The sequence below is a fragment of the Haemophilus sp. SZY H35 genome (genome assembly GCF_018829705.1).
Lineage (GTDB): Bacteria > Pseudomonadota > Gammaproteobacteria > Enterobacterales > Pasteurellaceae > Haemophilus > Haemophilus haemolyticus_K.
The window spans coordinates 35,189-59,686 of sequence record NZ_JAHKJZ010000003.1 but is presented as its reverse complement, the minus strand read 5'-3'; the positions used below and the strand labels follow the sequence as shown (position 1 = coordinate 59,686).

At 38.7% G+C, this 24,498-nt stretch carries 21 protein-coding genes, 2 pseudogenes and 1 riboswitch; of the genes and pseudogenes, 7 read left to right on the top strand and 16 right to left on the bottom strand.

From position 1 onward, the window contains the following. Positions 1-35: 35 nt before the first annotated feature. From tehA to ribB, 3 genes and pseudogenes are all read right to left on the bottom strand, one after another. The gene (tehA, locus tag KP710_RS06180) at positions 36-980 is read right to left on the bottom strand and encodes a dicarboxylate transporter/tellurite-resistance protein TehA (protein WP_048952955.1); all 945 of its coding nucleotides are present in this window, start codon (positions 978-980) and stop codon (positions 36-38) included. Positions 981-1,083: 103 nt separating this feature from the next. After that, positions 1,084-1,927: pseudogene (locus KP710_RS06175) on the bottom strand (glycosyltransferase family 25 protein). 14 nt (positions 1,928-1,941) lie between these two features. Continuing rightward, positions 1,942-2,589, bottom strand: coding sequence for a 3,4-dihydroxy-2-butanone-4-phosphate synthase (ribB, locus tag KP710_RS06170; protein ID WP_009500753.1), 648 nt, complete (start codon positions 2,587-2,589; stop codon positions 1,942-1,944). Between the two features lie 88 nt (positions 2,590-2,677). Continuing rightward, a riboswitch (FMN riboswitch) is annotated at positions 2,678-2,855 on the bottom strand. Here ribB and nadR point away from each other — a divergent pair. Then, a pseudogene (gene nadR, locus KP710_RS06165) lies at positions 2,832-4,073 on the top strand (multifunctional transcriptional regulator/nicotinamide-nucleotide adenylyltransferase/ribosylnicotinamide kinase NadR); the annotation flags it as partial. It overlaps the preceding riboswitch by 24 nt. Then, positions 4,070-4,750, top strand: a complete 681-nt coding sequence (locus tag KP710_RS06160; protein ID WP_111407697.1) for a metallophosphoesterase family protein — start codon at positions 4,070-4,072, stop codon at positions 4,748-4,750. The pseudogene nadR and the gene KP710_RS06160, both read left to right, overlap by 4 nt. Positions 4,751-4,811: 61 nt before the next feature. On the opposite strand, the gene KP710_RS06155 is transcribed toward KP710_RS06160, so the two are convergent. The 12 genes from KP710_RS06155 to pyrR all read right to left on the bottom strand — a co-directional run bounded on the left by KP710_RS06155 (position 4,812) and on the right by pyrR (position 16,683). Beyond that, complete coding sequence (locus tag KP710_RS06155) at positions 4,812-6,482, bottom strand: fructose-specific PTS transporter subunit EIIC (protein ID WP_111407696.1); 1,671 nt, start codon at positions 6,480-6,482, stop codon at positions 4,812-4,814. Position 6,483: 1 nt separating this feature from the next. Then, the gene (fruK, locus tag KP710_RS06150; protein WP_065265600.1) at positions 6,484-7,425 is read right to left on the bottom strand and encodes a 1-phosphofructokinase; all 942 of its coding nucleotides are present in this window, start codon (positions 7,423-7,425) and stop codon (positions 6,484-6,486) included. 1 nt (position 7,426) lies between these two features. Continuing rightward, positions 7,427-8,926: a fused PTS fructose transporter subunit IIA/HPr protein gene (gene fruB, locus KP710_RS06145; protein ID WP_215770999.1), complete on the bottom strand. Its 1,500-nt coding sequence runs from the start codon at positions 8,924-8,926 to the stop codon at positions 7,427-7,429. Positions 8,927-8,997: 71 nt separating this feature from the next. After that, entirely contained in the window at positions 8,998-9,528 is a 531-nt protein-coding gene (locus KP710_RS06140) for an HI_0449 family lipoprotein (RefSeq protein WP_165818743.1), read from the bottom strand. 72 nt (positions 9,529-9,600) lie between these two features. Beyond that, on the bottom strand, positions 9,601-10,899 hold the full coding sequence (paeA, locus tag KP710_RS06135; protein WP_048952952.1) for a polyamine export protein PaeA: 1,299 nt from the start codon (positions 10,897-10,899) through the stop codon (positions 9,601-9,603). 50 nt (positions 10,900-10,949) lie between these two features. After that, positions 10,950-11,474: a DUF1523 family protein gene (locus tag KP710_RS06130; protein ID WP_005626131.1), complete on the bottom strand. Its 525-nt coding sequence runs from the start codon at positions 11,472-11,474 to the stop codon at positions 10,950-10,952. Positions 11,475-11,500: 26 nt separating this feature from the next. Next, complete coding sequence (locus KP710_RS06125; RefSeq protein ID WP_048952951.1) at positions 11,501-12,283, bottom strand: YchF/TatD family DNA exonuclease; 783 nt, start codon at positions 12,281-12,283, stop codon at positions 11,501-11,503. A 54-nt stretch (positions 12,284-12,337) separates the two neighbouring features. Beyond that, positions 12,338-13,321: a DNA polymerase III subunit delta' gene (locus tag KP710_RS06120; RefSeq protein ID WP_048952950.1), complete on the bottom strand. Its 984-nt coding sequence runs from the start codon at positions 13,319-13,321 to the stop codon at positions 12,338-12,340. Continuing rightward, on the bottom strand, positions 13,318-13,977 hold the full coding sequence (gene tmk / locus KP710_RS06115; protein WP_048952949.1) for a dTMP kinase: 660 nt from the start codon (positions 13,975-13,977) through the stop codon (positions 13,318-13,320). The genes KP710_RS06120 and tmk overlap by 4 nt, the downstream gene beginning before the upstream one ends. Further along, positions 13,967-15,010 carry an endolytic transglycosylase MltG gene (gene mltG / locus KP710_RS06110; protein WP_048952980.1) on the bottom strand — a complete coding sequence of 348 codons (1,044 nt, stop codon included), beginning with the start codon at positions 15,008-15,010 and terminating at the stop codon, positions 13,967-13,969. The genes tmk and mltG overlap by 11 nt, the downstream gene beginning before the upstream one ends. A 69-nt stretch (positions 15,011-15,079) precedes the next feature. Beyond that, positions 15,080-16,069, bottom strand: coding sequence for a peptidylprolyl isomerase (locus KP710_RS06105; RefSeq protein ID WP_111407846.1), 990 nt, complete (start codon positions 16,067-16,069; stop codon positions 15,080-15,082). Between the two features lie 74 nt (positions 16,070-16,143). Next, a complete protein-coding gene (gene pyrR / locus KP710_RS06100) occupies positions 16,144-16,683 on the bottom strand; it encodes a bifunctional pyr operon transcriptional regulator/uracil phosphoribosyltransferase PyrR (protein WP_048952948.1) in 540 nt (179 codons plus the stop codon). A 139-nt stretch (positions 16,684-16,822) separates the two neighbouring features. Here pyrR and mazG point away from each other — a divergent pair, with 139 nt between their 5' ends. Continuing rightward, positions 16,823-17,614 carry a nucleoside triphosphate pyrophosphohydrolase gene (gene mazG / locus KP710_RS06095; protein ID WP_048952947.1) on the top strand — a complete coding sequence of 264 codons (792 nt, stop codon included), beginning with the start codon at positions 16,823-16,825 and terminating at the stop codon, positions 17,612-17,614. A 48-nt stretch (positions 17,615-17,662) separates the two neighbouring features. Here the strand turns inward: mazG and KP710_RS06090 are convergent, their stop codons facing one another. Beyond that, positions 17,663-18,538 carry a VirK/YbjX family protein gene (locus KP710_RS06090; RefSeq protein WP_048952946.1) on the bottom strand — a complete coding sequence of 292 codons (876 nt, stop codon included), beginning with the start codon at positions 18,536-18,538 and terminating at the stop codon, positions 17,663-17,665. A 189-nt stretch (positions 18,539-18,727) separates the two neighbouring features. On the opposite strand from KP710_RS06090, the gene lon reads away from it, so the two are divergent. The 4 genes from lon (at position 18,728) to serA (ending at position 24,450) form a co-directional block, all read left to right on the top strand. Beyond that, the gene (gene lon, locus KP710_RS06085; protein WP_048952945.1) at positions 18,728-21,142 is read left to right on the top strand and encodes an endopeptidase La; all 2,415 of its coding nucleotides are present in this window, start codon (positions 18,728-18,730) and stop codon (positions 21,140-21,142) included. A 133-nt stretch (positions 21,143-21,275) separates the two neighbouring features. Next, positions 21,276-22,427: a radical SAM family heme chaperone HemW gene (gene hemW, locus KP710_RS06080; protein WP_048952944.1), complete on the top strand. Its 1,152-nt coding sequence runs from the start codon at positions 21,276-21,278 to the stop codon at positions 22,425-22,427. A gap of 101 nt (positions 22,428-22,528) precedes the next feature. Next, positions 22,529-23,188, top strand: coding sequence for a ribose-5-phosphate isomerase RpiA (gene rpiA / locus KP710_RS06075; protein ID WP_048952943.1), 660 nt, complete (start codon positions 22,529-22,531; stop codon positions 23,186-23,188). A gap of 29 nt (positions 23,189-23,217) precedes the next feature. Next, positions 23,218-24,450 (top strand): phosphoglycerate dehydrogenase, encoded by a 1,233-nt coding sequence (gene serA / locus KP710_RS06070; RefSeq protein ID WP_048952942.1) that lies wholly within the window; start codon positions 23,218-23,220, stop codon positions 24,448-24,450. Positions 24,451-24,498: the final 48 nt, after the last annotated feature.

Genomic DNA, 24,498 nt, shown 5'->3' with positions numbered 1-24,498 from the left:
TTCACATCACATACGCCTTATTTTTTAATTGTGTTTTATTTTAAGAAGAATTGTCCTTTGGCTAATTTGTAGATGGTCATTAATACGAGTAAGCCAATCATCAGGTTAGAGAATACAAAGGCAAAAATTGAGATACCTTGTAATACGTCGCCGTGAAAAAAGGCAATTGAGCTATTTGCCATAGACGCTAATCCGAATGAGAATCCCCATAATCCAATATTTAAGCCTTTTTCCATAATCCAAGGTAATAATCGTAATAAGAAAAAGAGTTGTAGAAAGCCATATCCCCAAAGAATTTTGACGAATGTATCAATTTCCCCTTTATTTAGAGATAAATATGCAGCAGCCCCTACAAACGCTGGAGCAAGAATGATTCCCATCGTAGCTCGAAATGGTGGTTCAAGTGATGAAATTCGTAGGTGTTGAAGCAATACGGGTTCAAAAATGATCCATGCTATTAGACCAGCACCAAAAAATAAATACCCTAAATCGTGATAGCCAAGTAAGGCAAGAGAGCTTGCACTCGTGAAGTTAGCTGCAACAGCAGGTAAATAAAAAGGTGGGCGAGTAGATTTTTGTTCAAATACACCACCTTGCCATAGCTCACTAATGCGTAAGGACGAGAAAAGTAATTGACCAATAGTGCCAAGCCAAATCATTACTTCCGCAAGCCATGGAGTCCAGCGATAAGTAATATCGCCTATAAGCATTGTGGTGATAGGAATGAGTGCAATGAAAGAAAAACGTACTGGGCAATGATATTCTGAGCGAACTTCATCACTATAATAACGAAGTTTATAGGCATACATTAGAATAAATAGAATCCAAATTGCACTTGCTATGATACCGATTACATCACTTATAGTACGAGCTACAGGAAAGTGATTTTCTAAGTGCAACCAAGCTAGAGATAATGCTGCCAATCCAAGAGGAATACCGAAATAACCCGTAGGAAGCGGGAATGTTTTTGTTGAATTCATAACATAGTCCTTGTATTAATAAATTTTCTATTATATTACTTCGTATCTTAAGTAATCACTTTGCTTAGAATCTCAAATTATTGTATTTTTGATTAAATAAGTATTATTTAAATGGTACTGGTTTACCGAATATTCGTCTTTTAATTCGCCCCAATTCATTGATCACTTTTTCTAATGGGGTTGTTTTGGTTTGATTAGCATGAACGGTTTCTCTACCATCTTGTAAGCTACTCTTAAATTTACTTTCACCATTTATAATTAAATCTTGGATACAGACAGCGGGATAGAGTTGCATAACTTTATATTCTCTTTGGTTTAAGAGTTTATCAAAAATAAGCGTGTCTATTGCTAGAACAAGTTGTCTATTTTGGATTTTATTCAATAAATATCGAGCACCTTTGGCTGTGATGGTATACCCGCCCATACCAGTATGTTTATACTTTAATTGAAATATATTTCGTTGACATTTTATTTTATACATACTGCCGAGCATAATTTTACCGTACAAGGTTTCTAGTTTAAGAATATCGGTATCTTTGGGGATGTAATCGATTTCAAGTAATTCTTTTGCATTTTCTCCCAAATAAATATCATCTTCAAAAATATTAATATAATCTAAATTATTTTCTAAAACGAAATTCCATAAAACGATATGGCTTAGTGCACAGGCTATCTCACCGTCACACAAAGTTGCTTTTGATGAACGATCAAAGGTGATATTGAATTTTTTAGCCGTTTCTTCAATAAGTTCAGGCGTGATAGCATCAAAAAATTCAAAAGGAATATTCTGCTTACCGAATTCTTCTGTAATATGTTTTCGGCGTTTTTGTTCAGTAGTTAAACTGATAACATAATTGTGCTGAGCTGAGCATAAAAGTTACCCAAATAAATAAAATGTGGAATGGTATAAGATAAAAAGTGCGGTGAAAAATCATAGAAATTTTCACCGCACTTCTTCATTTTAAATATTATGTGCTAAACGATATTCAACCAAATCTTCAATGGTTAGCACAGAATAACCAAATTTCTTTGCAAATTCTACAATCTCAGGGGCGCGAGCCATTGTGCCGTCGTCATTCGTGATTTCACAAATCACACCTGCATGTTTAAATCCAGCTAGACGTGCTAAATCAACAGAAGCTTCAGTGTGTCCGCGGCGGGTAAGTACGCCACCATTTGCTGCACGAAGTGGAAAAACATGACCGGGACGATGTAAATCTTTTGGAACTGCATTATCAGCAATCGCTGTTTTAATGGTTGTGACTCGGTCTGCGGCAGATACGCCTGTAGAAACACCTTTCGCGGCTTCAATCGTTACAGTAAAAGCCGTTTTGTTTACGCTATTATTATGTTCTACCATTGGCGGTAAATCGAGTTGTTGGCAACGTTTATCGGTAATGCATAAACAAACGATACCACTTCCATAACGAATTAATTTTGCCATTTGCTCTGGCGTGATTGTTTCTGCTGGGAAAATTAAATCGCCTTCATTTTCACGATCTTCATCATCTAAAACTAATACGCCATTTCCATTTTTGAAGGCATTAATTGCGTTAAGTACGCGTTCTTCAGCGGTATTGCCGAATGGAGATAAAATTGACTGATTCATAGTAATTTCCTAATTTGAGATTTCAATTAAATACCAGAATCAGGGCTGAGAAATGCAAATAAAATGAACGATTTGGGAACCCAACTCGTTTTATTCTCTTTCATCCAGACTTTACTGTCGGCTTTGGAATTTCACCAAATCTGCTGACTTTAAAAGTGAAAATCAGGACAATTTAGCTGGAAAAATTTGCCAAAAATTGACCGCACTTTTAAACGCTCGTGGGCTTTACCACCGGTAGGGAATTTCACCCTGCCCTGAGAATGCGCACTAAGTATAGCGCAAAATACCTAGGCACTAAATCAGAACGTGAAAAATATTTTCATTTAGCCTACAATAAACGTACTCAATTCTTACGCTATCAAGAGCCGATTATGTCAAAAGCAAAAGAGAAAAAAGTCGGTGTCATTTTCGGGAAATTTTATCCCGTGCACACAGGCCATATAAATATGATTTATGAAGCGTTCAGTAAAGTAGATGAACTACACGTTATCGTGTGTAGTGATACGGAGCGCGATTTGAAATTATTTTACGATAGTAAAATGAAACGCATGCCAACCGTGCAAGATCGTTTGCGTTGGATGCAGCAAATTTTCAAATATCAAAAAAATCAGATTTTTATTCATCATTTGGTTGAAGACGGTATTCCGAGTTATCCAAATGGCTGGCAATCTTGGAGCGAAGCGGTTAAAACCCTATTTCATGAAAAACATTTTGAACCTTCAATCGTATTTAGTAGCGAACCTCAAGATAAAGCACCTTACGAGAAATACTTAGGTTTAGAAGTTTCGTTAGTCGATCCTGACCGCACTTTCTTTAATGTGTCTGCAACTAAAATTCGTACGACTCCATTCCAATATTGGAAATTTATTCCGAAAGAAGTTCGCCCTTTCTTTGCCAAAACGGTGGCGATTTTAGGTGGAGAAAGCAGCGGTAAAAGTGTGCTTGTGAATAAGTTAGCTGCCGTATTTAATACCACGTCTGCATGGGAATACGGCCGTGAATTTGTATTTGAAAAGCTAGGTGGCAATGAGCAGGCCATGCAATATTCTGACTATCCGCAAATGGCTCTTGGTCATCAACGATACATTGATTATGCAGTGCGCCATGCACATAAAATTGCATTTATTGATACGGATTTCATCACCACGCAAGCGTTCTGCATTCAGTACGAAGGAAAAGCCCATCCATTTTTAGATTCGATGATTAAAGAATATCCATTCGATGTCACTATTTTGCTTAAAAATAATACTGAATGGGTGGATGATGGCTTGCGCAGTTTAGGTTCACAAAAGCAACGCCAACAATTTCAACAACTACTCAAAAAACTGTTAGATAAATATAAAGTCCCTTACATAGAAATTGAATCGCCAAGTTATCTTGATCGCTATAACCAAGTGAAAGCAGTCATTGAGAAAGTGTTAAATGAAGAAGAAATCAGTGAATTGCAAAATAGTCCATTTGTTATAAAAGGAAAACATCAATGATCTTATTTGCCGGTGATCCACACGGAAGCTACGATCATATTTACCCTTTTGTGAGAGAACAGGAAAATGTCGCACTCATAATTTTAGGCGATTTACAGCTCACGACAACAGATGAGTTGGATAAACTTGCTAAACATTGTGATATTTGGTTTATTCATGGAAATCATGATAGCAAAACAATTAGTGCTTTTGATGCGATTTGGGGTTCTGAATGGCAATCACGGAATTTACACAATCGCGTAGTTGATATTCAAGGCACCCACATTGCAGGATTAGGCGGTGTATTCCGAGGGCAAATTTGGATGCCGCCAAATCGCCCCATGTTTTTTGATCCTATTCATTATTGTCAATATAGCCCACAAGAGAAAATCTGGCGAGGCGGTGTGCCTTTACGTCATCGCACGTCAATTTTCCCATCGGATATTGAAATCTTAGAAAACCAACAAGCGGATGTGTTGATTTGTCACGAAGCCCCTAAGCCACATCCGATGGGTTTCCAAGTGATTAATGATTTGGCAATGAAGATGGGTGTTAAGCAAGTATTCCACGGTCATCATCACGAAAACTTTACTTATCGAACAAAGTATCCCTACAAAATCACGAATGTAGGTTTCCGCAGTCTTGCTGATGCAGATGGAAATTATTTGCTACAAACTATCGACGATCGTGAAAAATAAATCTATTCCAAAACAAAAGCCGATTCAAATGAATCGGCTTTTTTACATTCAAAGTGCGGTATTATTCCGCATTGTTTTTCGATTTAATAATGGCATAAACCACACCTGTTGATAAAGCACCAATCGCAATTGCACCAAGATATTTCAACGGCTCAGATACAAATGGAATTACAAATAATCCGCCGTGTGGAGCTTGTAATGTAATATTTAAGCCCATAGAAATCGCACCAGCCACTGCACCACCAATCACAGAGCTAATAATGACACGAATTGGATCTGCTGCCACAAATGGTAATGCACCTTCGGAAATAAAACATAAACCAAGAACGAATGATGCTTTCCCCGCATCGCGTTGGCTAACAGTGAATTTATTGCGAGCAATCCAAGTCGCCACTGTCATACCAATTGGTGGAACCATACCCGCGGCCATTGCCGCAGCCATTGGCGTATAAACTTGGGATGCAATCAATCCAACAGAAAAGGTGTATGCTGCTTTATTTACCGGCCCGCCCATATCGATACACATCATTGCACCAATAATTGCGCCTAACACAATCGCATTCACTTCGCCCATTGAAGTAAGCCAATTACTTAGCTCTTTCATAATTTCAGCTACTGGTGGATTAATGAGGTAAATCATCGTCAAACCAACAATCATCGAACCCAAGAGCGGTAAAATTAAAATCGGTTTTAATGAAGTCAGGCTTGCTGGCAATCGAATAATCACATTCAGCCCTTTCACTACATAGCCCGCTAAGAAACCCGCAATAATACCGCCAAGAATCCCTGCACCCGCTTCACTTGCCAGCATCCCCGCAATCAAACCAACTGCAAGCCCTGGACGATCAGCGATAGAAAATGCAACATAACCGGCAAACACGGCAATCATTAACTTGAACGCCACACCACTACCGATATTCATCAACATATTGGGAAGATCTTGAAAAACTCCTGTATTTTCAATTACATTAAAACTGAACATAAACGAAATCGCGATCAACAACCCACCCGCAACCACTAACGGTAACATATGAGAAACGCCAGTCATTAAGTGTTTGTACACACCTTTTTTCTCACGGCTTTCTTCTTTTGAGCCAGCATTATTTCTGCCATCAAAAACTTTGGCCTCTTTAAATGCTTTATCAAATTCTTGCTCGGTTTTCTTCAAGGCTAATCCTGTTGAAGTGCGATACATTGGTTTACCTTTAAATTTATCTAAAGACACATCAATATCTGCTGCAACAAATACCAAATCAGCCGCCGCGACTTCTTCTGCAGTAATTTCATTGCCAGCCCCAACTTGACCACGGGTTTCAACTTTTACATTCCAACCTTGTTTTTTCGCATAGGCTTCAATCGCTTCGGCTGACATAAACGTATGTGCAACGCCAGTTGGACAAGCAGTTACCGCAACAATATTTTTTACACCAGAAACACCTGTAAAATTCACCGCACTTTTCGGAGCAACATAATCTGCTCCATTGGCTAAGGCATTTGCCAGCGTGACTTCAGGAGAAATCATGGCGATAGCTTCGCCGATAATAAAGACTTTTTTACCAACTAACGCAGGGTTATTGGGTAATACAGAACCAAATACGAGAACAAGATCTGCTTCGGCTGGTGTTTCTACAATAGAGACATTTGCTTTTTGCGCAGCTACTCGAAAAACTTCATGTAATAAATAGGCTTTCGCATCGCCTACATTAGCTGATTGGGTTAAAAATAACTTCATACTATCCTTCAATCATCGTTATTTGTACTTTTTCTAAAATGGGCTCAAGTAAATTCAAATCACTCACACCGACATTACTTTGAGACACCGCAAAAGCGGACACAGCCGTAGCAAAAGCTAAGGTTTCAGCTTTCGATAAACCTTTTTCAAAACCATAAATTAAGCCTGCTACCATTGAATCGCCTGCCCCAACAGTACTCACTACATTTTCACATTTTGGCGGTTCGGCTTTGAGCACGCTTTCATTATTAATCCATAAAGAACCTTTGGCTCCCATTGAAATAATCACGTTTTCAATACCTTCCGCTTTGAGTTGCTGTGCAGCAGCAATAATTTCTTCAAGACGATTTAATGGATGACCAACCCAAGCCTCAAGTTCTCGATGATTGGGTTTTACTAGCCAAGGTTTCGCTTTTAATCCAGCGGTAAGCGCAGCATTGCTACTATCAAGCACCACTTTTACGCCAGCTTGGTGAAGCTGACTCAACCAATCAGCAAATAATTCAGGAGATACACCTAGAGGTAAACTGCCACAAACTGCGACAATGTCATAATTTAAACAATAAGCCAAAGAATCCGTCACAAATTGTTGCCAAACTTGTGGGCTTATTTGATATCCCAAGAAATTTAAATCTGTCACATCTGCTTCAGTTTCGGTAATTTTTACATTGATACGAGTTTTGCCATCCACACGGTTGAATTTATCTTCCAAACCGTGCTTATTAAACATTTGCTCGAAATCAGCTGAATTATCCTCGCCCAAGAAACCGCCTACTGAAACATCAACGCCTAAATCTTTTAGTACTTTTGCGACATTAATGCCTTTCCCCGCAGGAAATAAGCCAAGGGTTTCTACGGTATTTACTTCACCAAGTTGGATATGAGTTAAACGCCCGACTAAATCATAGGCGGAATTTAAAGTAATTGTTACAACGCTTGCCATACTATTCCCCTAAACCCGATTCAATCACAGCACCGATTCCATCAATAGCCTGTTGCGCTTCATCGCCCGTTGCAACAAAACGTAAACGAGTCCCTTTTACTACGCCTAATGCCACAATTTTCATTAAGCTTTTAGCACTCACTAATTGAGAATTACGATCAAGATTCTGAACCGCTACAGAGGCATTATATTTTTTCACTTCGTTTACCAACACTGCACTTGGGCGAGCGTGCAAACCGTGTTCATTCTTAATTACAAACACTGCCTCAATAGCATTTGCCGGCAAGTTATTATCTTCTGTTACCTCTGGTGCGTGAATTTGCTCCCCCATAATTTCAATGGTATCTGGTTCAGATGGCGGCACGGCAGAAACATTCTCACCCAAGCCGTCGGCAATCACTTTGCCCAATGCTTCAATAGCTTGTTTTGCATCTTCCCCTTCTGCCACAAAACGTAAACGATGCCCTTGTATTACACCAAGTGCAACAATCTTCATCAAACTTTTTGCACTGACGACTTCACTTTCACGAGTAAGATTTTGCACGGTAATTTTCGAAGTGAATTTTTTCACTTCATTAACCAAATTCGCACTTGGACGCGCATGTAAACCATGTTCATTACGAATCGTAAAGGTTCCTACAACAGCACCTTCTACAGATTGAGTTTCAACATCACACTCTGAACCCAAAAGTGCGGTCAAAATTTCTGTTGAATTACCATTGAGTAAGGTTGTTTGGACATCGTCATCTAATAAACGCGCTAAAGTTGGATTAATTTGATCACTGATAGCTGAAACGGTTATCACGCCTTTTACAGCTTTGCCATTGTGGCTAAAAATCGTTTTGACACGACTAAATGCCAAGGCATTTTTCACATTCCCTACGACAGAATCGGTTACCCATAACCCTTTGCCAAGTGGTAATGCCGCATTATTAATCACCTCAGAAATAAAGCGATTTTCTACCGCACTTTGCATCTGTAATTGCCCCGCATTAATCGCGACTAAAGTTAATAAACTTTGGGTATCTACATCTACACTGATATTGGCAGCAGGAATTTCAAATGGCTCAATTGTCTCGCCCATTAAAATCGCACGAAATTCAGCAACATCCGTTATTTTTGCTAATTTCGCTGCGGTATCTTCATCACTCAAAACGTGAGTAAGTTGACGTAATAAGGACAAATGCTCATCAGATCGCGCCGCAATACCAATCACGACATAAGCAATATTTCCTTCTCCCCATTCTATGCCTTGAGGAAATTGAAACACTTGCACGCCCGTTTTCTTTACCATCGAACGAGTATCCAAGGTGCCATGAGGAATAGCGATGCCATTGCCTAAAAAGGTTGAGGTTTGCAACTCGCGCGCTAGCATTCCTTGCAAGTAACCATTTTCCACATTGTCTGCTTGAACTAATGCGGACGCTGCGATTTCAATCGCTTGTTGTTTATCAGCTGCGTTAGCATTTAAATGAATGTTGCTTTCCGAAAGTTCTAACATTCTTGCTCCTTAATAATTTAAAAATAAAGCTGCTGGTGAAATAAATCGACCAGCAGCTTGTTGAAAAACAATTATTTAGATGTGCAGGCTTTCAGCAGTGCTTCACTACCTTGCGCAATATATTCATCATTTTCACCGCGCTCTTTGCCTTTTTGCAAATCACGCATCGCATCATAAATACCTTGAGTTATGCTTTGCGAATCCACTTTTTCCCAACAATTTGCGTTCAAACGTTTAAGGTTCGCTTGCAATGCTTCCGCATGTAACACGCCGCTATAATAAGCATATACATCAGAATCATGGCCGCCTGTATAAAGTTTATCCTGAATTTGTTTAACAGGAACTAAAATACGGCCTAGATACCAGTCATTCGCACCACTTGCAAAATTATCTACAAAGAAATTTTCATTCACGCGACCTTTATATGTCGCTATAGTCGCTTCATAAGCAGCCGCATAAGATTTTTGATCGATTTTATCCTTATCTAAATCAATCACTTTTTTATCGTTCCCCATAAATGGAATGTAGTTGGTAACCGATGACCAAGAAGAACAACCTGCCAACATTAACGTAAAAAATAAAACAGAGATTTTTTTAAACATAGTCATACCTGATTAAAGTTAATAAAACGCCGCCATTATACTGGCTGAAGGGGATTAAAGAAAGGGCGGTAATTATTCCGCCTCTTTTACTAAAGACACCAAAATCTGATCGATTTTAAAGTTTTCCGTATCAATCACTTCAAACTTGTATTTTCCGTAAACCACAGAATCGGTTTTTTTCGGGATTTTACGTAGCATATACATCATAAAGCCACTGATGGTTTCGTAATTTTCTTCATCTGGGAAAGATTCAATATCTAATACTCGTGTCACATCTTCTAATGGCGTTGCGCCATCAATAAGCCATGAGTTTTCATCACGACTCACAATATATTCTTCTTCGTTAGAAACTAATTCCCCCATAACAATACTCATGACATCATTTAGCGTAACAATACCCACTACGAGGGCATATTCATTTACAATAATCGCAAAATCTTCACCGGTAGATTTAAACAATTCTAATACTTCGTAAAGAGAAAGCGTATCCGGCACAAATAATGCTTTACGGAGTAGTTTAGGATCTGTGAGCACCACATTTTCATTCTGCAAATACATGGTGAGCAACGTATGGGATTCTACATAACCTAAGATTTTGTCGAGGCTATTGTCACAAATCACAATTTTAGAATGAGAATCACGAGAAAGCGTATCCATGACTTCTTGGCGAGAAAAAGTGCGGTCTAAATACACGATATTTTCACGCGTTGTCATGGTGGAAGTCACTGTACGTGATTGCATATCGAAAATGTTTTCAATGAGATAATGCTCTTGAGTTTTTAATACACCAGCTTCAGCCCCCGCTTCTACTACAGCGAAAATATCTTCAGACGTCATGCCATCTTCACGCACAGTGGAAATACGAAATAAGCGGAAAAATACATTAGCAATCGTATCAAAAAACCACACAAGCGGCTTAAAGACAAACATACTGAAATTCATAATGCCGACAACGCGCAATGCCACCATTTCAGGATAAGTAATGGCAATACGTTTTGGAATAAGATCAGCAAATAAGATAAAGAAACAAGTAACCAACACAAACGCAATTGTAGAAGCGGTTGGCTCAATCCAATCGCCCACAAAAGAGCGGCTTAAAATTTCCGCGATATAAGGGCTTAGTGCGCTTTCACCAATTCCCCCGCCAAGAATCGCCACCATATTCAAACCGATTTGAACCACGGTAATAAAACGACCAGGGTGCTCTTGCAATTTAAGCACTTGAAGCGCGCGCACATCCCCTTCATTCGCAAGGGTTTGTAGTTTCAATTTACGCGAACCCGCCAGTGAAATTTCTGCAGAAGAAACAACCGCACTAATTAGAATTAAGGCAATAATCGCCAAAATAGTATGAAATAATTCCATAATCATTACTCAAAAATATGAAAGAAAACGACCGCACTTTGCGGCCGTTCAGGATATTACTCTTCGCTGTCAAACCAGCCGCGAACAAATTGAATAGACAAGAATAAGGTAGCTAACAGGAATGCATAGAAAATCCAAGAAACGATTGGATGACTTGGCGTGTCATCAGCCGTAATTTCTTTAATTGAGGTTGCATTGCGATATTCATCCATCATCGTAATACGCCAACCATAGTATTTAATTTGCACAAGTTTGTTGTCATTACCCAAAGCCTGCGCTTCAGCCTGTAAATTGGCTGAGCCAAATTTGAAGTAGAACGGAAAACCCCAACGTGTATCTTCATTGCGATACACCATAATTTTGCCATCGTCATTTTGCGTGTTGATGTAATACACATCACGTGTTGGGCCATCAGCTGGATTCGATTTTGTGATTGGCCCATCTTTATCAACACGTTTAACTTCTACGCCAGTAACACGTGTCACATCATAATGAGGGAACACATAATTCACCACAGAAAACATAAAACCGTGGAATAAAAAAACAACAATAAATAAGAAATATTTAAAAAACTTTCGCATACTTTTCCCTTGTCAGAACTGTGCATTTATTCTACACGAATTTTAAATAAACGCTCGAAATTTTGCGTAGTGATTCGAGCAAACTCCTCAGTAGAAAAGCCCTTTAAGGTTGCCACGTATTCACATACTTCTCTCGTATAAGCCGGTTGATTTTCTTTTCCCCGATAAGGCACTGGCGCAAGATAAGGCGAATCTGTTTCCACCAATAAGCGATCCGTTGGCACATAACGAATAACCTCACGAATCACTTCGGCATTTTTAAAGGTCACAATGCCAGAACAAGAAATGTAAAAACCTAAATCTAACGCTTTTTTCGCAAATTCCATGGTTTCCGTAAAACAATGAATAACGCCACCGCACTTTTCAGCATGGTGTTGGCGTAACATTGAAATGGTATCATCACCTGCAGAACGTGTATGAATAATTACAGGCTTATCTAACTGGTTTGCAATATCGATTTGGCTACCAAACACCGCTTGTTGCTCCGCTTTATTGTCCGCGCTGTAATAATAATCTAATCCAATTTCGCCAATCGCAATCACTTTTGGATCTTGCGCTAAACGCAATAAGCGTTCTGCGTCATAAGGTTCTTCTTCAAAATCCAGTGGGTGAACACCACAAGCAAGCGAGACATTATTAAATTCGCGTAAAGATTCATAAGCCTGCTCAAAACGGCTTAACGTTACACCAATTGCGAGCAAATGTTTCACATCACGCGCGCGCGCTTTTTCCACCACATCTGCAATGTTTTTATGTAAATTTTCATAATCCAATGCATCTAAATGGCAGTGGGAGTCAACAATGAACATAATTATTTTTCCTTATACCTAAGGCTTGAACGCCATAGACGATATATCTTTAATTTATTGCGTTTCAAATACTTCTGTGACTAATCTGGTCAAGCTATCTAATAGCATCAATTCAACATTCACACCATTAATTGTAAGCAAATCTGACCGCACTTTTTGCATAATTTTGATTGCTTGTAATAAACCAAGAGCGGTTTGCTCATCGCTGAATTGTTCGATACCGCGGCCAAGATCGGCAACTTGTCGATGACTATCAATTTCAAGTTTATGTTTTAAACAATCGGAAAGAAAAGCCAAAATCCAATCCACTTGCTGAACATAGCGTTCTTTATCAAACAACGGAAGCAATTCCAATGGTGAACGTCGGCGATAGAACACCCAAAATTGACGTAAGAAGTTTTTACGCTGTTCAATAAGCCCTTGTTGTAAAGTCTCTAATGCTAAAAGCGGACGCCCAAGATTCATCGCAAGTGCGGTCAAAATTTCCTGATTTTCAGCCGCACTTTCTGATTTCAACCAATCAAGAGCCGTTTGCTCATTAGGCACGGACAAATTCCACACTTGGCATCGACTATAAATGGTTGCTAATAAACTTGCTGAACTATCCGCCTGAAGTAAAAAATAAGTATTTGGACGAGGCTCTTCCAATGTTTTCAATAATGCATTGGCAGCCGCTTCCGTTAAACGCTCCGCACCTTGCACATAGACCACTTTATTGCCGTTTTGTTGTGCGTGTTGAGCAACCATTTCATTAATATCGCGCACTTGATCAACGCCAATATCCTTACCATCAATAGGGCTCAATTCATGATAATCTGGATGGCTATGGGCTTGCATTAAATGACAAGAATGGCATTGACCACAAGGTTTATCGCCTTGAGCCACACACATTATTTTCTGTACAAGTGCATCAAATAAACGTTCTACACCTAAACCAGAATCAGCTTTAATCAGCACAGCATGATGCCCCAAACCTTCGTCAAAGGTTTGAGCAATTTGATGATAAATTGGCATTAGCCAAGGGTAAAGTGCGATCATTTTTCGTTTGATTTCCACCAATTTTTTACCGCGCTTTCGATATCAGCTTGAACAAGTTCAATACTCGGCTCAGCATTAATCACCACTGCTTTTGGATTATCTTTTACTAACGCTAAATAGCGTGCTCGAGTGCGATGGAAAAAATCCAAATCCATTTGCTCAATACGATCTAATTCACCTCGTCCACGAGCTCGTGCTAAACCGACACTCGGTTCTATATCCAAATAAATTGTGAGATCAGGCTCAAAATCACCTAATACGGTTTCTTTCAAGGTGAGCATAAAATGCGGGTCTAATTGACGTCCACCACCTTGATACGCCTGAGATGACATATCGTGGCGATCACCTACCACCCATTTTCCTTGCATTAAAGCAGGTTTAATCACATTTTCTACTAACTGAATACGTGCTGCATAAAGCATTAATAACTCTGCTTTTGCTGTCACAGGTTCTTCAGTTTCATATTTGATTAGATGACGTAATTTTTCTGCCAATGGCGTTCCGCCCGGTTCGCGAGTAAACACCACATCTTTAATTCCCAGTTCATGCAAGACTTGCACAACAGACTGGTGAGCAGAGCTTTTCCCCGCGCCTTCTAAGCCTTCAATAACAATAAACTTTCCTTTCATATTTTCTTCCGCTCTTTTATTTGGCATTTTTCTGACTGCTATACCAACGTAAATATTCTTGTACCGCTTTATTATGTTCATTCAAATTGCGGGTAAATTTATGCCCACCAGAACCATCTGCCACAAAATAATAAAAATCTGTTTTTTCAGGTTTTGCAACAGCTTGTAACGAACTTTCACTTGGCATAGCAATTGGTGTTGGCGGCAATCCATCAATCACATAGGTATTATAAGGCGTTGACATTTCTAAATCTTTTTTACGAATATTACCACTGTAATTCTCACCCATACCATAAATTACCGTTGGATCCGTTTGTAATTTCATTTTTGCCTTCAAACGGTTGATAAATACAGAGGCCACTTTTGCTCTCTCAGTAGCAATGCCTGTTTCTTTTTCTACGATAGAAGCCAGAATCAACATTTCATAAGGATTAGCTAAAGGTAAATCCTTATCACGCTCGTTCCACGCCTTATTTAACGCCTTTTTCATTTGCTCAGCCGATCGCTTAAGTAGCTCCAAGTCTGTCGATTTAGGCGTGTAGTTATAAGTATCAGGATAAAGCCAACCTTCCACATTTTTTAGTTCAAGATTTCGACCAAAATCTGGCAAATCAAGTAATGTGAAAATTTCTTCATTACTCTTATCTTTCAAGGTTTGCACCAAGTGCGGTGTATTTTCAAGATCTTTTCGCCAATCCTTGAAGGTTTTTCCTTCAATCCATTTTACATTGAACTGCACTTCCTTACCTGAATTAAGCAAATCCAGTAAATCTTGCACAGTTTTAACATTCTCAAGAGAATAAGTCCCTGCTTTTATTTTATTTAGCTCAGGTTTCAACTTCAGCAAATAAGGTAATAATTTCCCATCATCAATTAACTTTTCTTGCTCAAAAAGTGCGGCTAATTTTGAACCAGTTGTGCCACGTTCAATAGTTAAAAGTTGATCTGCCTGCACATTTACCGGAGTTTTTACAAATTCAGTAATTTTGTAATAACCAAAATTAACCACGCCCGCTAAAATCAAAATTAAAAGTAAAATCGCAATTAAAAATTTCTTCATAAGATATAAGAAAGAGAAAATAAAAAACAACAAAAGGGGCAATTAAGCCCCTTTCTTTTAAATATTAAATCATTTATTAAAATATTGGATATCTGCTTTTTTACGCAATGCTTTAACCCAGTCTTTTGTTGCATCTTGCGACTGAGAGTTTACTAAATGTTCATAGGCTTTTTGTGCGTAGGCCTCTGCAGTAAGATCGCCGTCTCTCATCCCTGTCACTTCTAAAATGTGCCAGCCAAACTCTGTTTTAAACGGTGCAGAAATTACACCTTGTTTACTTTGTACAACAGTTTGTGCAAACTGTGGCGCATAAGTTTCGGGGAATGCATAACCTAAACTGCCGCCATTTGCGCCGGATAAATAATCTTTTGAATATTTTAACGCTGCATCTGCGAAAGAAATTTTTCCAGCAAGAATATCTGAGCGAATTTTTGTAAGTTCTGCTTTAGCTTGAGCATCATTTAGCATTGGATTTAGTTTAAGCAAAATATGACGAACTTCATATTCTTTTCCTGTTATTTTCTGTGCAGAACCTTTTTCTTTTGCTTCCTCTAACATTTTTTGTCCAAGGGCCCAAGCTTCACTACGTGCTTGTTCAACATCCACGCTTTCATGAATTGCTCTATTTCGAATTGCATCGCGGGTCATCGTTTGTAATTGGTTTTCCCAGGCTTTTTTGACATCTTTTGCGATACGTTGGCGAAATTCATTTAGTGAGGAACCTTCATTACTTAGCGCAATAGCGAACTGCCCCAAGGTTAAATTGTTTGCTGCAGCAATATGATTAAGCTGTTGCTCTACAGCTGCATTTAATGCTTTAGGGTCAATTGAAGGGGCTTTCACATCTTGCATTGCTTGATGAAGCAAAATGTCATCAATAATTTTATCTAAAGCAACTTGGCGATTTCCACTTTTTCCTATATTTGCTTGAACCTGGCTTTCAAGGATTGGAACGCCATTCACCATTGCTACAACACGTTCTTCGGCTTTTACAACAGAAGCTAAAACAATGGCGCTAATAGTGGCTAAAAACAATGATTTAAATGTAGATTTTTTCATTTCTGTTTTATCAAAAAGTATCAACAATGTTCTTTAGATTATCAGTTCTAAAGAAGGTTCACAAGTGACAGTAATTATTTCCCAATAATAGCAACTTCATAGCAACCATCATATTTTTCAGTGCGAACTTGTACTAATTCCTCGCGACTTGTTGGGACATTTTTTCCTACATAGTCAGCTCTAATTGGTAGTTCTCGATGTCCACGATCGATAAAAATGACTAACTCAATTTTTGCCGCTCTACCAAAATCAGTGAGTGCATCCATTGCTGCTCGAATGGTTCGACCAGTAAAAAGTACATCATCGACAAGAATTACTGTTTTGTCTTGAATATTCAAATATTGTGAGGAGCCACTGTATACCGGCATTTTATCCTCTTGATCTACTAAGGTTAGATCGTCTCGGTAAAAGGTAATATCCAGTTCCATAGATGGTAATTTATTACCACTTAATTTCTCTACTCTATGCTGTAATAATGCGGCAATTTCAGCCCCTCGGCGTTTGATTCCAACAATCACTACATTATCGAGAGATTGGTGTTTTTCAATGATTTCATGGGAAATGCGTGAAATTGTACGAGAAAAACGATCGTGATCGATAATAATTTTTTCCATCTTGTCCAGCTTAATAAAAGATTTTCTAGGGGCTAGAGTATAAAGAAAAAGTAGTTAAAAAGCGATTGTATTTACACCCTTTTTCTTATTGTTCCGTTATACTACTAAACAGATAGATTATTGATTAGGAGGCGAGACAATGCATTATTCTATTCAGGATTTTATTCAACTTATTGCTCAATTGCGCAATCCAAATGACGGATGTCCTTGGGATTTAAAACAAAATTATGAATCTATGATTCCTTGCTTAACGGAAGAAACTTACGAAGTAATCGAAGCGATTGAGAAAAAAGATATACCAAATTTACGCGAAGAACTAGGGGATTTATTGTTACAAGTTGTTTTCTTCAGCCAGCTTGCTACGGAAGATAAATACTTTACTTTTGACGATGTATTGCAAGATGTTGCTGAAAAAATTGTGCGCCGTCATCCTCACGTGTTTGGTGATGAAAAAGCTGGGGATGAAACAGAAGCCCTTTCTCGTTGGAACGAAATGAAAGCGAAAGAAAAACAAGGTAAAAGTGAAGAAACCTCTATTTTAGATAATGTACCTTGTGCTTTGCCTTCTCTTACTCGAGCAGCAAAATTACAAAAACGTTGTTCTAAAGTAGGGTTTGATTGGGAAGAAATTTCCCCAGTATTTGACAAAGTGCAGGAAGAATTAGAAGAAGTTCAAGCTGAAATTCACCGCACTTCGATTGAACAGAACAAAGTGGAAGAAGAAATCGGCGATTTATTGTTCGCAACCGTCAATCTTGCTCGCCATTTAAAATGTGATCCTGAAGATGCATTAAGAAAAGCGAATTTAAAATTTGAACGTCGTTTTAGAGCAGTAGAACAAGCGGTTCAACAACAAGGTAAGCAAGTTAATGATGTGCCACTTATTGAGTTAGATTTGTTGTGGGATGAAGTGAAAAAACAAGGAAACTAATTGAGAAGAGCGGTAAAAATTTCTCTCATTTTTACCGCACTTTCTTTGTTAAAGTTGCTGAATATCCAATGCCATTTGGTCTAACATTTCATAACGTTTACGATACATAGAACGTTTTTTACTTGCGATATCTTCTAACTGTTTGCGTTCAATATCCAAAGGTAATTGCCAATAATTATGGCGATATTTCCCTTGATTCTCTTGCCAGAACTCATCGTAATTAAACAAAATCTTACTGCGCGCAGCAAGACGATATTTTCCTTGCGCTTTGTGCGGAATGCCCACTAGCTCACATTGCCATTTTTCAGCAAGCATTTTGAATGCATTAACCAACAGAAACATTGGGCGCATACCGTGCAATGCCTTCGTAGCCTGTTTTACAAGTTCTTGAGCATTGTCACTTGAAGGGCCTTGAATCGAGGCGATAAGCAATTTATTTGGGCTCAAAAAAGTGAAAGAAGCATCGTATACTCGCTCATTATGTTGATTACGAATATTAATAGAAAAATACCCTTCAAAGGGATCGATATGGTTGATACTCAAAGATAAACGCAAATCGTCAGTTAATTGTGTTAACACGATATTTTGTTGTTCTAATAATTGTTGGCAAAGCGAACGTCCCATTTTCTCTTCAGCCAAACGTAAATTCTCCGTAATCGCCGTTAAACGTTCTGAAGCAGAAAAGCGTTTATCGCAAAAAGTAGTCAGAACCGTATTGATACGATAATAATCTTGTGTAAATAAAGGCTGCCATTGAGTTTCTGTATTAAGAAAATCCACTAATTGGTTACATTGCTTTTGATATAACCATTTATAGCCATAATAGCGTAATTTTTCCCGCACTTGTTTGAGAAAAGGGCGATCCTTGGAATAAGGATACATTTGAACGTAAGTGGGGAAAATAAAATTATTTTTCGTGGACATAACTCAATATTTTGTGAAATTTAATAAAATTATCGGCCATTTTAGCGATTATCACTTCATTTGCCAAAATTCTTTTTTGTTTAAAACCCACTTTATAACTCAGATTTTGTTATAATCTTTTCCTTGAATTCCTTTTTCCCTATCCCAATATTTACCCAAATTATCGGAAAGAATTAAGAGAGATAAATTATGGCGAAGAATACCCAACGTACGATGCCCGTATTGCCATTACGCGATGTCGTCGTTTTCCCTTATATGGTGATGCCACTTTTTGTAGGGCGTGCAAAATCAATTAATGCCCTTGAAGAAGCGATGAACGATGATAAACAGCTTCTTTTGGTATCTCAAAGAGAAGCTGATTTGGAAGAACCTACCCCTGAAGATTTATTTGACGTGGGTACCATTGCTAATATTATTCAATTGCTAAAATTACCTGATGGCACAGTGAAAGTGCTAGTTGAAGGTCAAAATCGCGCGAAAATTAACAGCCTTGAAGATGGCGAAAAGTGCTTTTCCGCAAAAATTACCCCTATCGAAACCACTTATGGTGATGAGAAAGAGTTAGATGTTGCGAAAAAAGCGGTACTTTCTGAATTCGAAAATTATCTCACCTTAAATAAAAAAATCCCTGCAGATGTATTAAATGCACTTCATCGTCTTGGTGATGCAGATCGTTTATCAGATACAATGGCAGCTCATTTACCAGTAAGTGTTCGCCATAAACAAAGTGTCTTGGAACTTGCTAACGTACAAGACCGACTAGAATATCTGCTTGGCATGATGGAATCAGAAGCAGACATTCTCCAAATTGAAAAACGTATTCGTGGCCGAGTAAAAAAACAAATGGAGAAAAGCCAGCGCAACTATTATCTTAGCGAACAAATTAAAGCCATTCGTAAAGAAATGGATGATGGTGAAAGTGAGGATACGATTGATGAAGTTGAACAACTTCGTCAAAAAGTAGAAGCTGCTGGCATGCCAGCAGATGTGCGCAATAAAGTGGAAAATGAGCTACAAAAACTCAAAATGATGTCAGCCATGTCTTCTGAAGCAACCGTTGTTCGTAGTTACATTGAATGGATGATCCAAGTGCCTTGGCATCAACGTTCTAAAGTGAAAAAAGACATTTCGAAAGCACAACAAGTATTAGATGCCGATCACTATGGTTTAGAACGAGTGAAAGAACGTATTCTTGAATATCTTGCAGTACAAGCTCGTTTAAACAAAGTGAAAGGACCCATTCTTTGCTTAGTTGGCCCTCCAGGCGTAGGTAAAACCTCTCTTGGTCAATCTATTGCGAATGCCACTGGTCGTAAATATGTACGCATGGCATTAGGCGGTGTTCGCGATGAGGCAGAAATCCGTGGTCACCGTAAAACCTATATTGGTGCATTGCCGGGTAAATTAATTCAAAAAATGGCAAAAGTGGGGGTGAAAAATCCATTATTCTTGCTTGATGAAATCGACAAAATGGCATCCGATATGCGAGGCGATCCAGCCTCAGCATTACTTGAGGTGCTCGACCCTGAGCAAAACACCACGTTTAACGATCACTATTTAGAAGTGGATTATGATCTTTCTGATGTAATGTTTGTGGCGACATCAAACTCTATGAACATTCCAGGCCCATTATTGGATCGTATGGAAGTTATTCGTCTTTCTGGTTATACAGAAGATGAAAAACTTAATATCGCGATGCGTCATTTGTTAGCGAAACAAATTGAACGTAATGGTTTAAAGAAAGGCGAACTTACCGTCGAAGAAAGCGCAATTTTAGATATTATCCGCTATTACACACGTGAAGCGGGCGTTCGTGGATTAGAACGTGAAATTTCAAAAATCTGCCGTAAAGCAGTGAAAAATTTATTGGTAAATCCAAAACTTAAATCTATCACCGTAAATTCAGATAATCTGCACGATTATCTTGGTGTCAAACGCTTTGAATTTGGCAAAGCCGACACACAAAACCGCATTGGTGAAGTGACAGGTCTAGCTTGGACAGAAGTCGGCGGCGACTTACTCACTATTGAAACTGCCTCCGTTGTTGGTAAAGGAAAACTCACATTTACCGGTTCATTAGGTGATGTAATGAAAGAATCCATCCAAGCGGCTATGACTGTTGTGCGCGCTCGTGCGGATAAACTTGGTATTAATTCTGAATTCCATGAGAAACGCGATATTCACATTCATGTGCCAGATGGTGCAACACCAAAAGATGGTCCGAGTGCAGGTATTGCAATGTGTACTGCATTAGTTTCTTGTTTAACAGGTAATCCTGTACGTGCGGATGTAGCCATGACAGGTGAAATCAGTTTACGCGGTAAAGTATTACCAATCGGTGGATTAAAAGAAAAACTTCTTGCTGCACATCGTGGCGGAATTAAAACCGTATTAATTCCAAAAGAGAACGTTAAAGATCTCGAAGAAATTCCAGAAAACGTAAAACAAAATCTTGCGATTCATGCAGTAGAAACCATTGATGAAGTACTTGGCCTTGCATTGGAAAATCCGCCTGAAGGCATTGAGTTTGTCAAAGTTGAAGCTAAAGCGGCAAAATCACCCCGCCGTAAAGCGACCAGTAAGACAACAAGAGCGGTCAATTAATTGAATGTTTTAGGGCTTGTGAAAACAGGCCCTTTTTATCAACATTCATAGTGTCAGCTAAGATTTCATATTTACACAACGTTAATTTGTACTTTTTCAACTGTTCTCACATTTAAAACTTGTTAATAACAGCATGCTCAAACTTCCTCCACTTTCCCTTTATGTACACATTCCATGGTGCGTTCAAAAATGCCCTTATTGTGATTTTAATTCTCACGCACAAAAAGGCGATATACCAGAACAAGACTATATTTACCACCTTCTGCAAGATCTACGGGCTGATTTACAGCGCTTTAAAGATTCAATTCAACAACGAAAACTCCATTCAATTTTTATTGGTGGCGGTACGCCAAGTTTATTTTCAGCAAAAAGCATTGCATATCTCTTAAAAGAAATAAAAACGCAGATTGATTTTGAAGATAATATTGAAATCACATTAGAAGCGAATCCTGGCACGGTAGAAGCTGAACGTTTTAAAGGTTATGTATCAGCAGGCATTACGCGAATTTCTATGGGGATACAAAGCTTTGATGATGACAAATTACAGCGTCTTGGGCGGATTCATAATGCAGCAGAGGCAAAAAGTGCGGTCAATTTAGCGAAAGTTTCTGGGCTAAAAAGTTTCAACTTAGATTTAATGCACGGTTTGCCAAACCAAACGTTGGAAGAAGCCTTAGATGATCTTCGCCAAGCTATTGAGCTATCTCCTCCTCACCTTTCTTGGTACCAGCTTACTATTGAGCCAAATACGATGTTTGCTTACCGCCCACCTAAATTGCCAGATGATGATGAGCTTTGGGATATTTTTGAACAAGGCCACCAACTGTTAACTGCGGCAGGCTACCAGCAATATGAAACATCGGCTTACACAAAAGCGGGTTTTCAATGTAAACATAATTTGAATTATTGGCGGTTTGGGGATTATTTAGCCATTGGCTGTGGCGCACACGGGAAATTGACGTTTCCGAATGGCGAGATTACCCGCTTTTCTAAAACTAAGCACCCGAAAGGTTATTTGCGTGGCGAATATCTTTACGAAGAAAAAAACGTGCCAGAAATTGACCGCCCTTTTGAATTTTTTATGAATCGCTTTCGTTTGTTAGAAGCGGTACCCAAACAAGAATTTGAAGATTACACAGGTTTATCGCAAAGTGCGGTGAAAAATCAAATTGATTTTGCTATTCAACAAAACTATATTGTGGAAAACAATGATTCTTGGCAAATCACTGAGCATGGCAAATTATTTCTCAATGGACTTTTGGAATTATTTTTAACGGAATCGTAGCTTATCCGTTAAACCTATCACTGCTGAAAATTACACTTGTTTATTAAATACTCTCGTAATAAAGTAACGCAATCGTTTACTTATTAAAATAAGGAAAAGAAATGAATCAATTAGAAATGAAAAAACTCGCAGCACAAGCTGCATTACAATATGTAAAAGCTGACACAATTGTTGGCGTGGGAAGTGGCTCCACTGTGAACTGCTTTATTGAAGCTTTAGGTACAATCAAAGATAAAATTCAAGGCGCAGTTGCGGCTTCCAAAGCATCAGAAGAATTACTCCGTAAACAAGGTATCGAAGTATTTAATGCAAATGATGTCTCGAGCTTAGATATTTATGTGGATGGTGCAGATGAAATCAATCCACAAAAAATGATGATTAAAGGTGGTGGCGCAGCACTCACTCGTGAAAAAATCGTCGCTGCATTAGCGAAAAAATTTATTTGTATTGTGGATTCGAGTAAACAAGTGGATGTGTTAGGTTCGACCTTCCCATTACCAGTTGAAGTTATTTCAATGGCTCGTTCACAAGTAGGCAGAAAATTAGCCGCACTTGGTGGCGCACCGGAATATCGTGAAGGAGTGGTGACTGACAACGGCAATGTGATTTTAGATGTGCACAACTTTACTATTTTAAATCCAGTTGAAATGGAAAAAGAATTAAACAACGTTGCGGGTGTCGTCACTAACGGGATATTCGCGTTACGTGGCGCAGACGTTGTGATCGTCGGTACGCCTGAAGGCGCCAAAATTATTGACTAATTCATAATAAAAATCATAAGGAAGCAAACATGACAAACAAAGTCTCTCTAGACAAATCAAAAATCAAATTTGTATTGTTTGAAGGTGTGCATCAAAGCGCACTTGATACGCTCCATGCGGCAGGCTATACCAATATTGATTACTATAAAAAAGCACTAGATGGTAATGAATTAAAAGAAGCCATTAAAGATGCACACTTTATCGGCTTGCGTTCTCGCACCCATTTAACGGCAGAAATGATTGAGGCCGCACCCAAATTAATCGCAGTAGGCTGTTTCTGTATTGGTACCAACCAAGTGGATTTAAATGCGGCAAAAGCGCGTGGAATCCCTGTATTTAATGCGCCATTCTCAAACACTCGTTCTGTCGCAGAACTTGTATTAGGCGAGATTTTATTACTTATGCGCAATGTGCCACAGGCGAATGCCGAAGTACATCGTGGCGTCTGGAATAAATCAGCGACGGGATCTCATGAAGTGCGGGGTAAAAAACTTGGAATTATTGGTTACGGCCACATTGGTTCACAATTAAGTATTATTGCGGAATCATTAGGCATGGATGTACATTTCTACGATATCGAAAATAAACTTCCGCTCGGTAATGCCAAACAGGTTCGTAGCCTTGAAGAATTACTCAGTTCTTGCGATGTGGTTTCATTACATGTGCCAGAGCTGCCATCTACCAAAAACTTAATGAATGCTGAGCGTATCGCACAATTAAAACAAGGTGCAATTTTGATCAATGCTGCGCGTGGTACAGTGGTAGATATTGATTCTCTCGCTCAAGCCTTAAAAGACGGTAAAATTCACGGTGCTGCCATTGATGTATTCCCAATTGAACCTGCGTCAATTAATGAAGAATTTGTCTCACCGTTACGCGAATTTGATAATGTGATTTTAACTCCACATATCGGTGGTTCAACAGCAGAGGCACAGGAAAATATCGGTTTTGAAGTAGCAGGTAAATTTGTCAAATATTCAGACAATGGTTCAACACTTTCTTCCGTCAACTTCCCTGAAGTATCTTTACCAGAACACGAGGGAACAAAACGTTTATTGCATATTCATGAAAATCGTCCTGGTATATTGAATAAACTGAACCAAATTTTCGTCGAAGCCAACCTGAATATTGCCGCGCAATATTTACAAACTGACCCGAAAATTGGTTATGTTGTCGTTGATGTAGAAACAAATGATGCATCGCCATTACTGGCGAAATTGAAGGAAATCGATGGCACAATTCGTGCGCGAGTACTTTATTAGTTAGAAAATAACCCAACTTATATGAGACAAGTTGGGTTATTTATTTTA

What these genes read in the sequence shown, in the direction of transcription:
- ribB (WP_009500753.1), bottom strand. Translation starts at nt 2,589, where the DNA reads ATGAATCAGTCAATTTTATCTCCATTCGGCAATACCGCTGAAGAACGC.
- fruB (WP_215770999.1), bottom strand. Translation starts at nt 8,926, where the DNA reads ATGTTAGAACTTTCGGAAAGCAACATTCATTTAAATGCTAACGCAGCT.
- paeA (WP_048952952.1), bottom strand. Translation starts at nt 10,899, where the DNA reads ATGATTATGGAATTATTTCATACTATTTTGGCGATTATTGCCTTAATT.
- lon (WP_048952945.1), top strand. Translation starts at nt 18,728, where the DNA reads ATGGCGAAGAATACCCAACGTACGATGCCCGTATTGCCATTACGCGAT.
- rpiA (WP_048952943.1), top strand. Translation starts at nt 22,529, where the DNA reads ATGAATCAATTAGAAATGAAAAAACTCGCAGCACAAGCTGCATTACAA.
- tmk (WP_048952949.1), bottom strand. Translation starts at nt 13,977, where the DNA reads ATGCCAAATAAAAGAGCGGAAGAAAATATGAAAGGAAAGTTTATTGTT.
- serA (WP_048952942.1), top strand. Translation starts at nt 23,218, where the DNA reads ATGACAAACAAAGTCTCTCTAGACAAATCAAAAATCAAATTTGTATTG.
- KP710_RS06130 (WP_005626131.1), bottom strand. Translation starts at nt 11,474, where the DNA reads ATGCGAAAGTTTTTTAAATATTTCTTATTTATTGTTGTTTTTTTATTC.
- KP710_RS06155 (WP_111407696.1), bottom strand. Translation starts at nt 6,482, where the DNA reads ATGAAGTTATTTTTAACCCAATCAGCTAATGTAGGCGATGCGAAAGCC.
- hemW (WP_048952944.1), top strand. Translation starts at nt 21,276, where the DNA reads ATGCTCAAACTTCCTCCACTTTCCCTTTATGTACACATTCCATGGTGC.
- mltG (WP_048952980.1), bottom strand. Translation starts at nt 15,010, where the DNA reads ATGAAGAAATTTTTAATTGCGATTTTACTTTTAATTTTGATTTTAGCG.
- mazG (WP_048952947.1), top strand. Translation starts at nt 16,823, where the DNA reads ATGCATTATTCTATTCAGGATTTTATTCAACTTATTGCTCAATTGCGC.
- KP710_RS06105 (WP_111407846.1), bottom strand. Translation starts at nt 16,069, where the DNA reads ATGAAAAAATCTACATTTAAATCATTGTTTTTAGCCACTATTAGCGCC.
- KP710_RS06125 (WP_048952951.1), bottom strand. Translation starts at nt 12,283, where the DNA reads ATGTTCATTGTTGACTCCCACTGCCATTTAGATGCATTGGATTATGAA.
- KP710_RS06140 (WP_165818743.1), bottom strand. Translation starts at nt 9,528, where the DNA reads ATGTTTAAAAAAATCTCTGTTTTATTTTTTACGTTAATGTTGGCAGGT.
- fruK (WP_065265600.1), bottom strand. Translation starts at nt 7,425, where the DNA reads ATGGCAAGCGTTGTAACAATTACTTTAAATTCCGCCTATGATTTAGTC.
- KP710_RS06160 (WP_111407697.1), top strand. Translation starts at nt 4,070, where the DNA reads ATGATCTTATTTGCCGGTGATCCACACGGAAGCTACGATCATATTTAC.
- tehA (WP_048952955.1), bottom strand. Translation starts at nt 980, where the DNA reads ATGAATTCAACAAAAACATTCCCGCTTCCTACGGGTTATTTCGGTATT.
- KP710_RS06090 (WP_048952946.1), bottom strand. Translation starts at nt 18,538, where the DNA reads ATGTCCACGAAAAATAATTTTATTTTCCCCACTTACGTTCAAATGTAT.
- KP710_RS06120 (WP_048952950.1), bottom strand. Translation starts at nt 13,321, where the DNA reads ATGATCGCACTTTACCCTTGGCTAATGCCAATTTATCATCAAATTGCT.
- pyrR (WP_048952948.1), bottom strand. Translation starts at nt 16,683, where the DNA reads ATGGAAAAAATTATTATCGATCACGATCGTTTTTCTCGTACAATTTCA.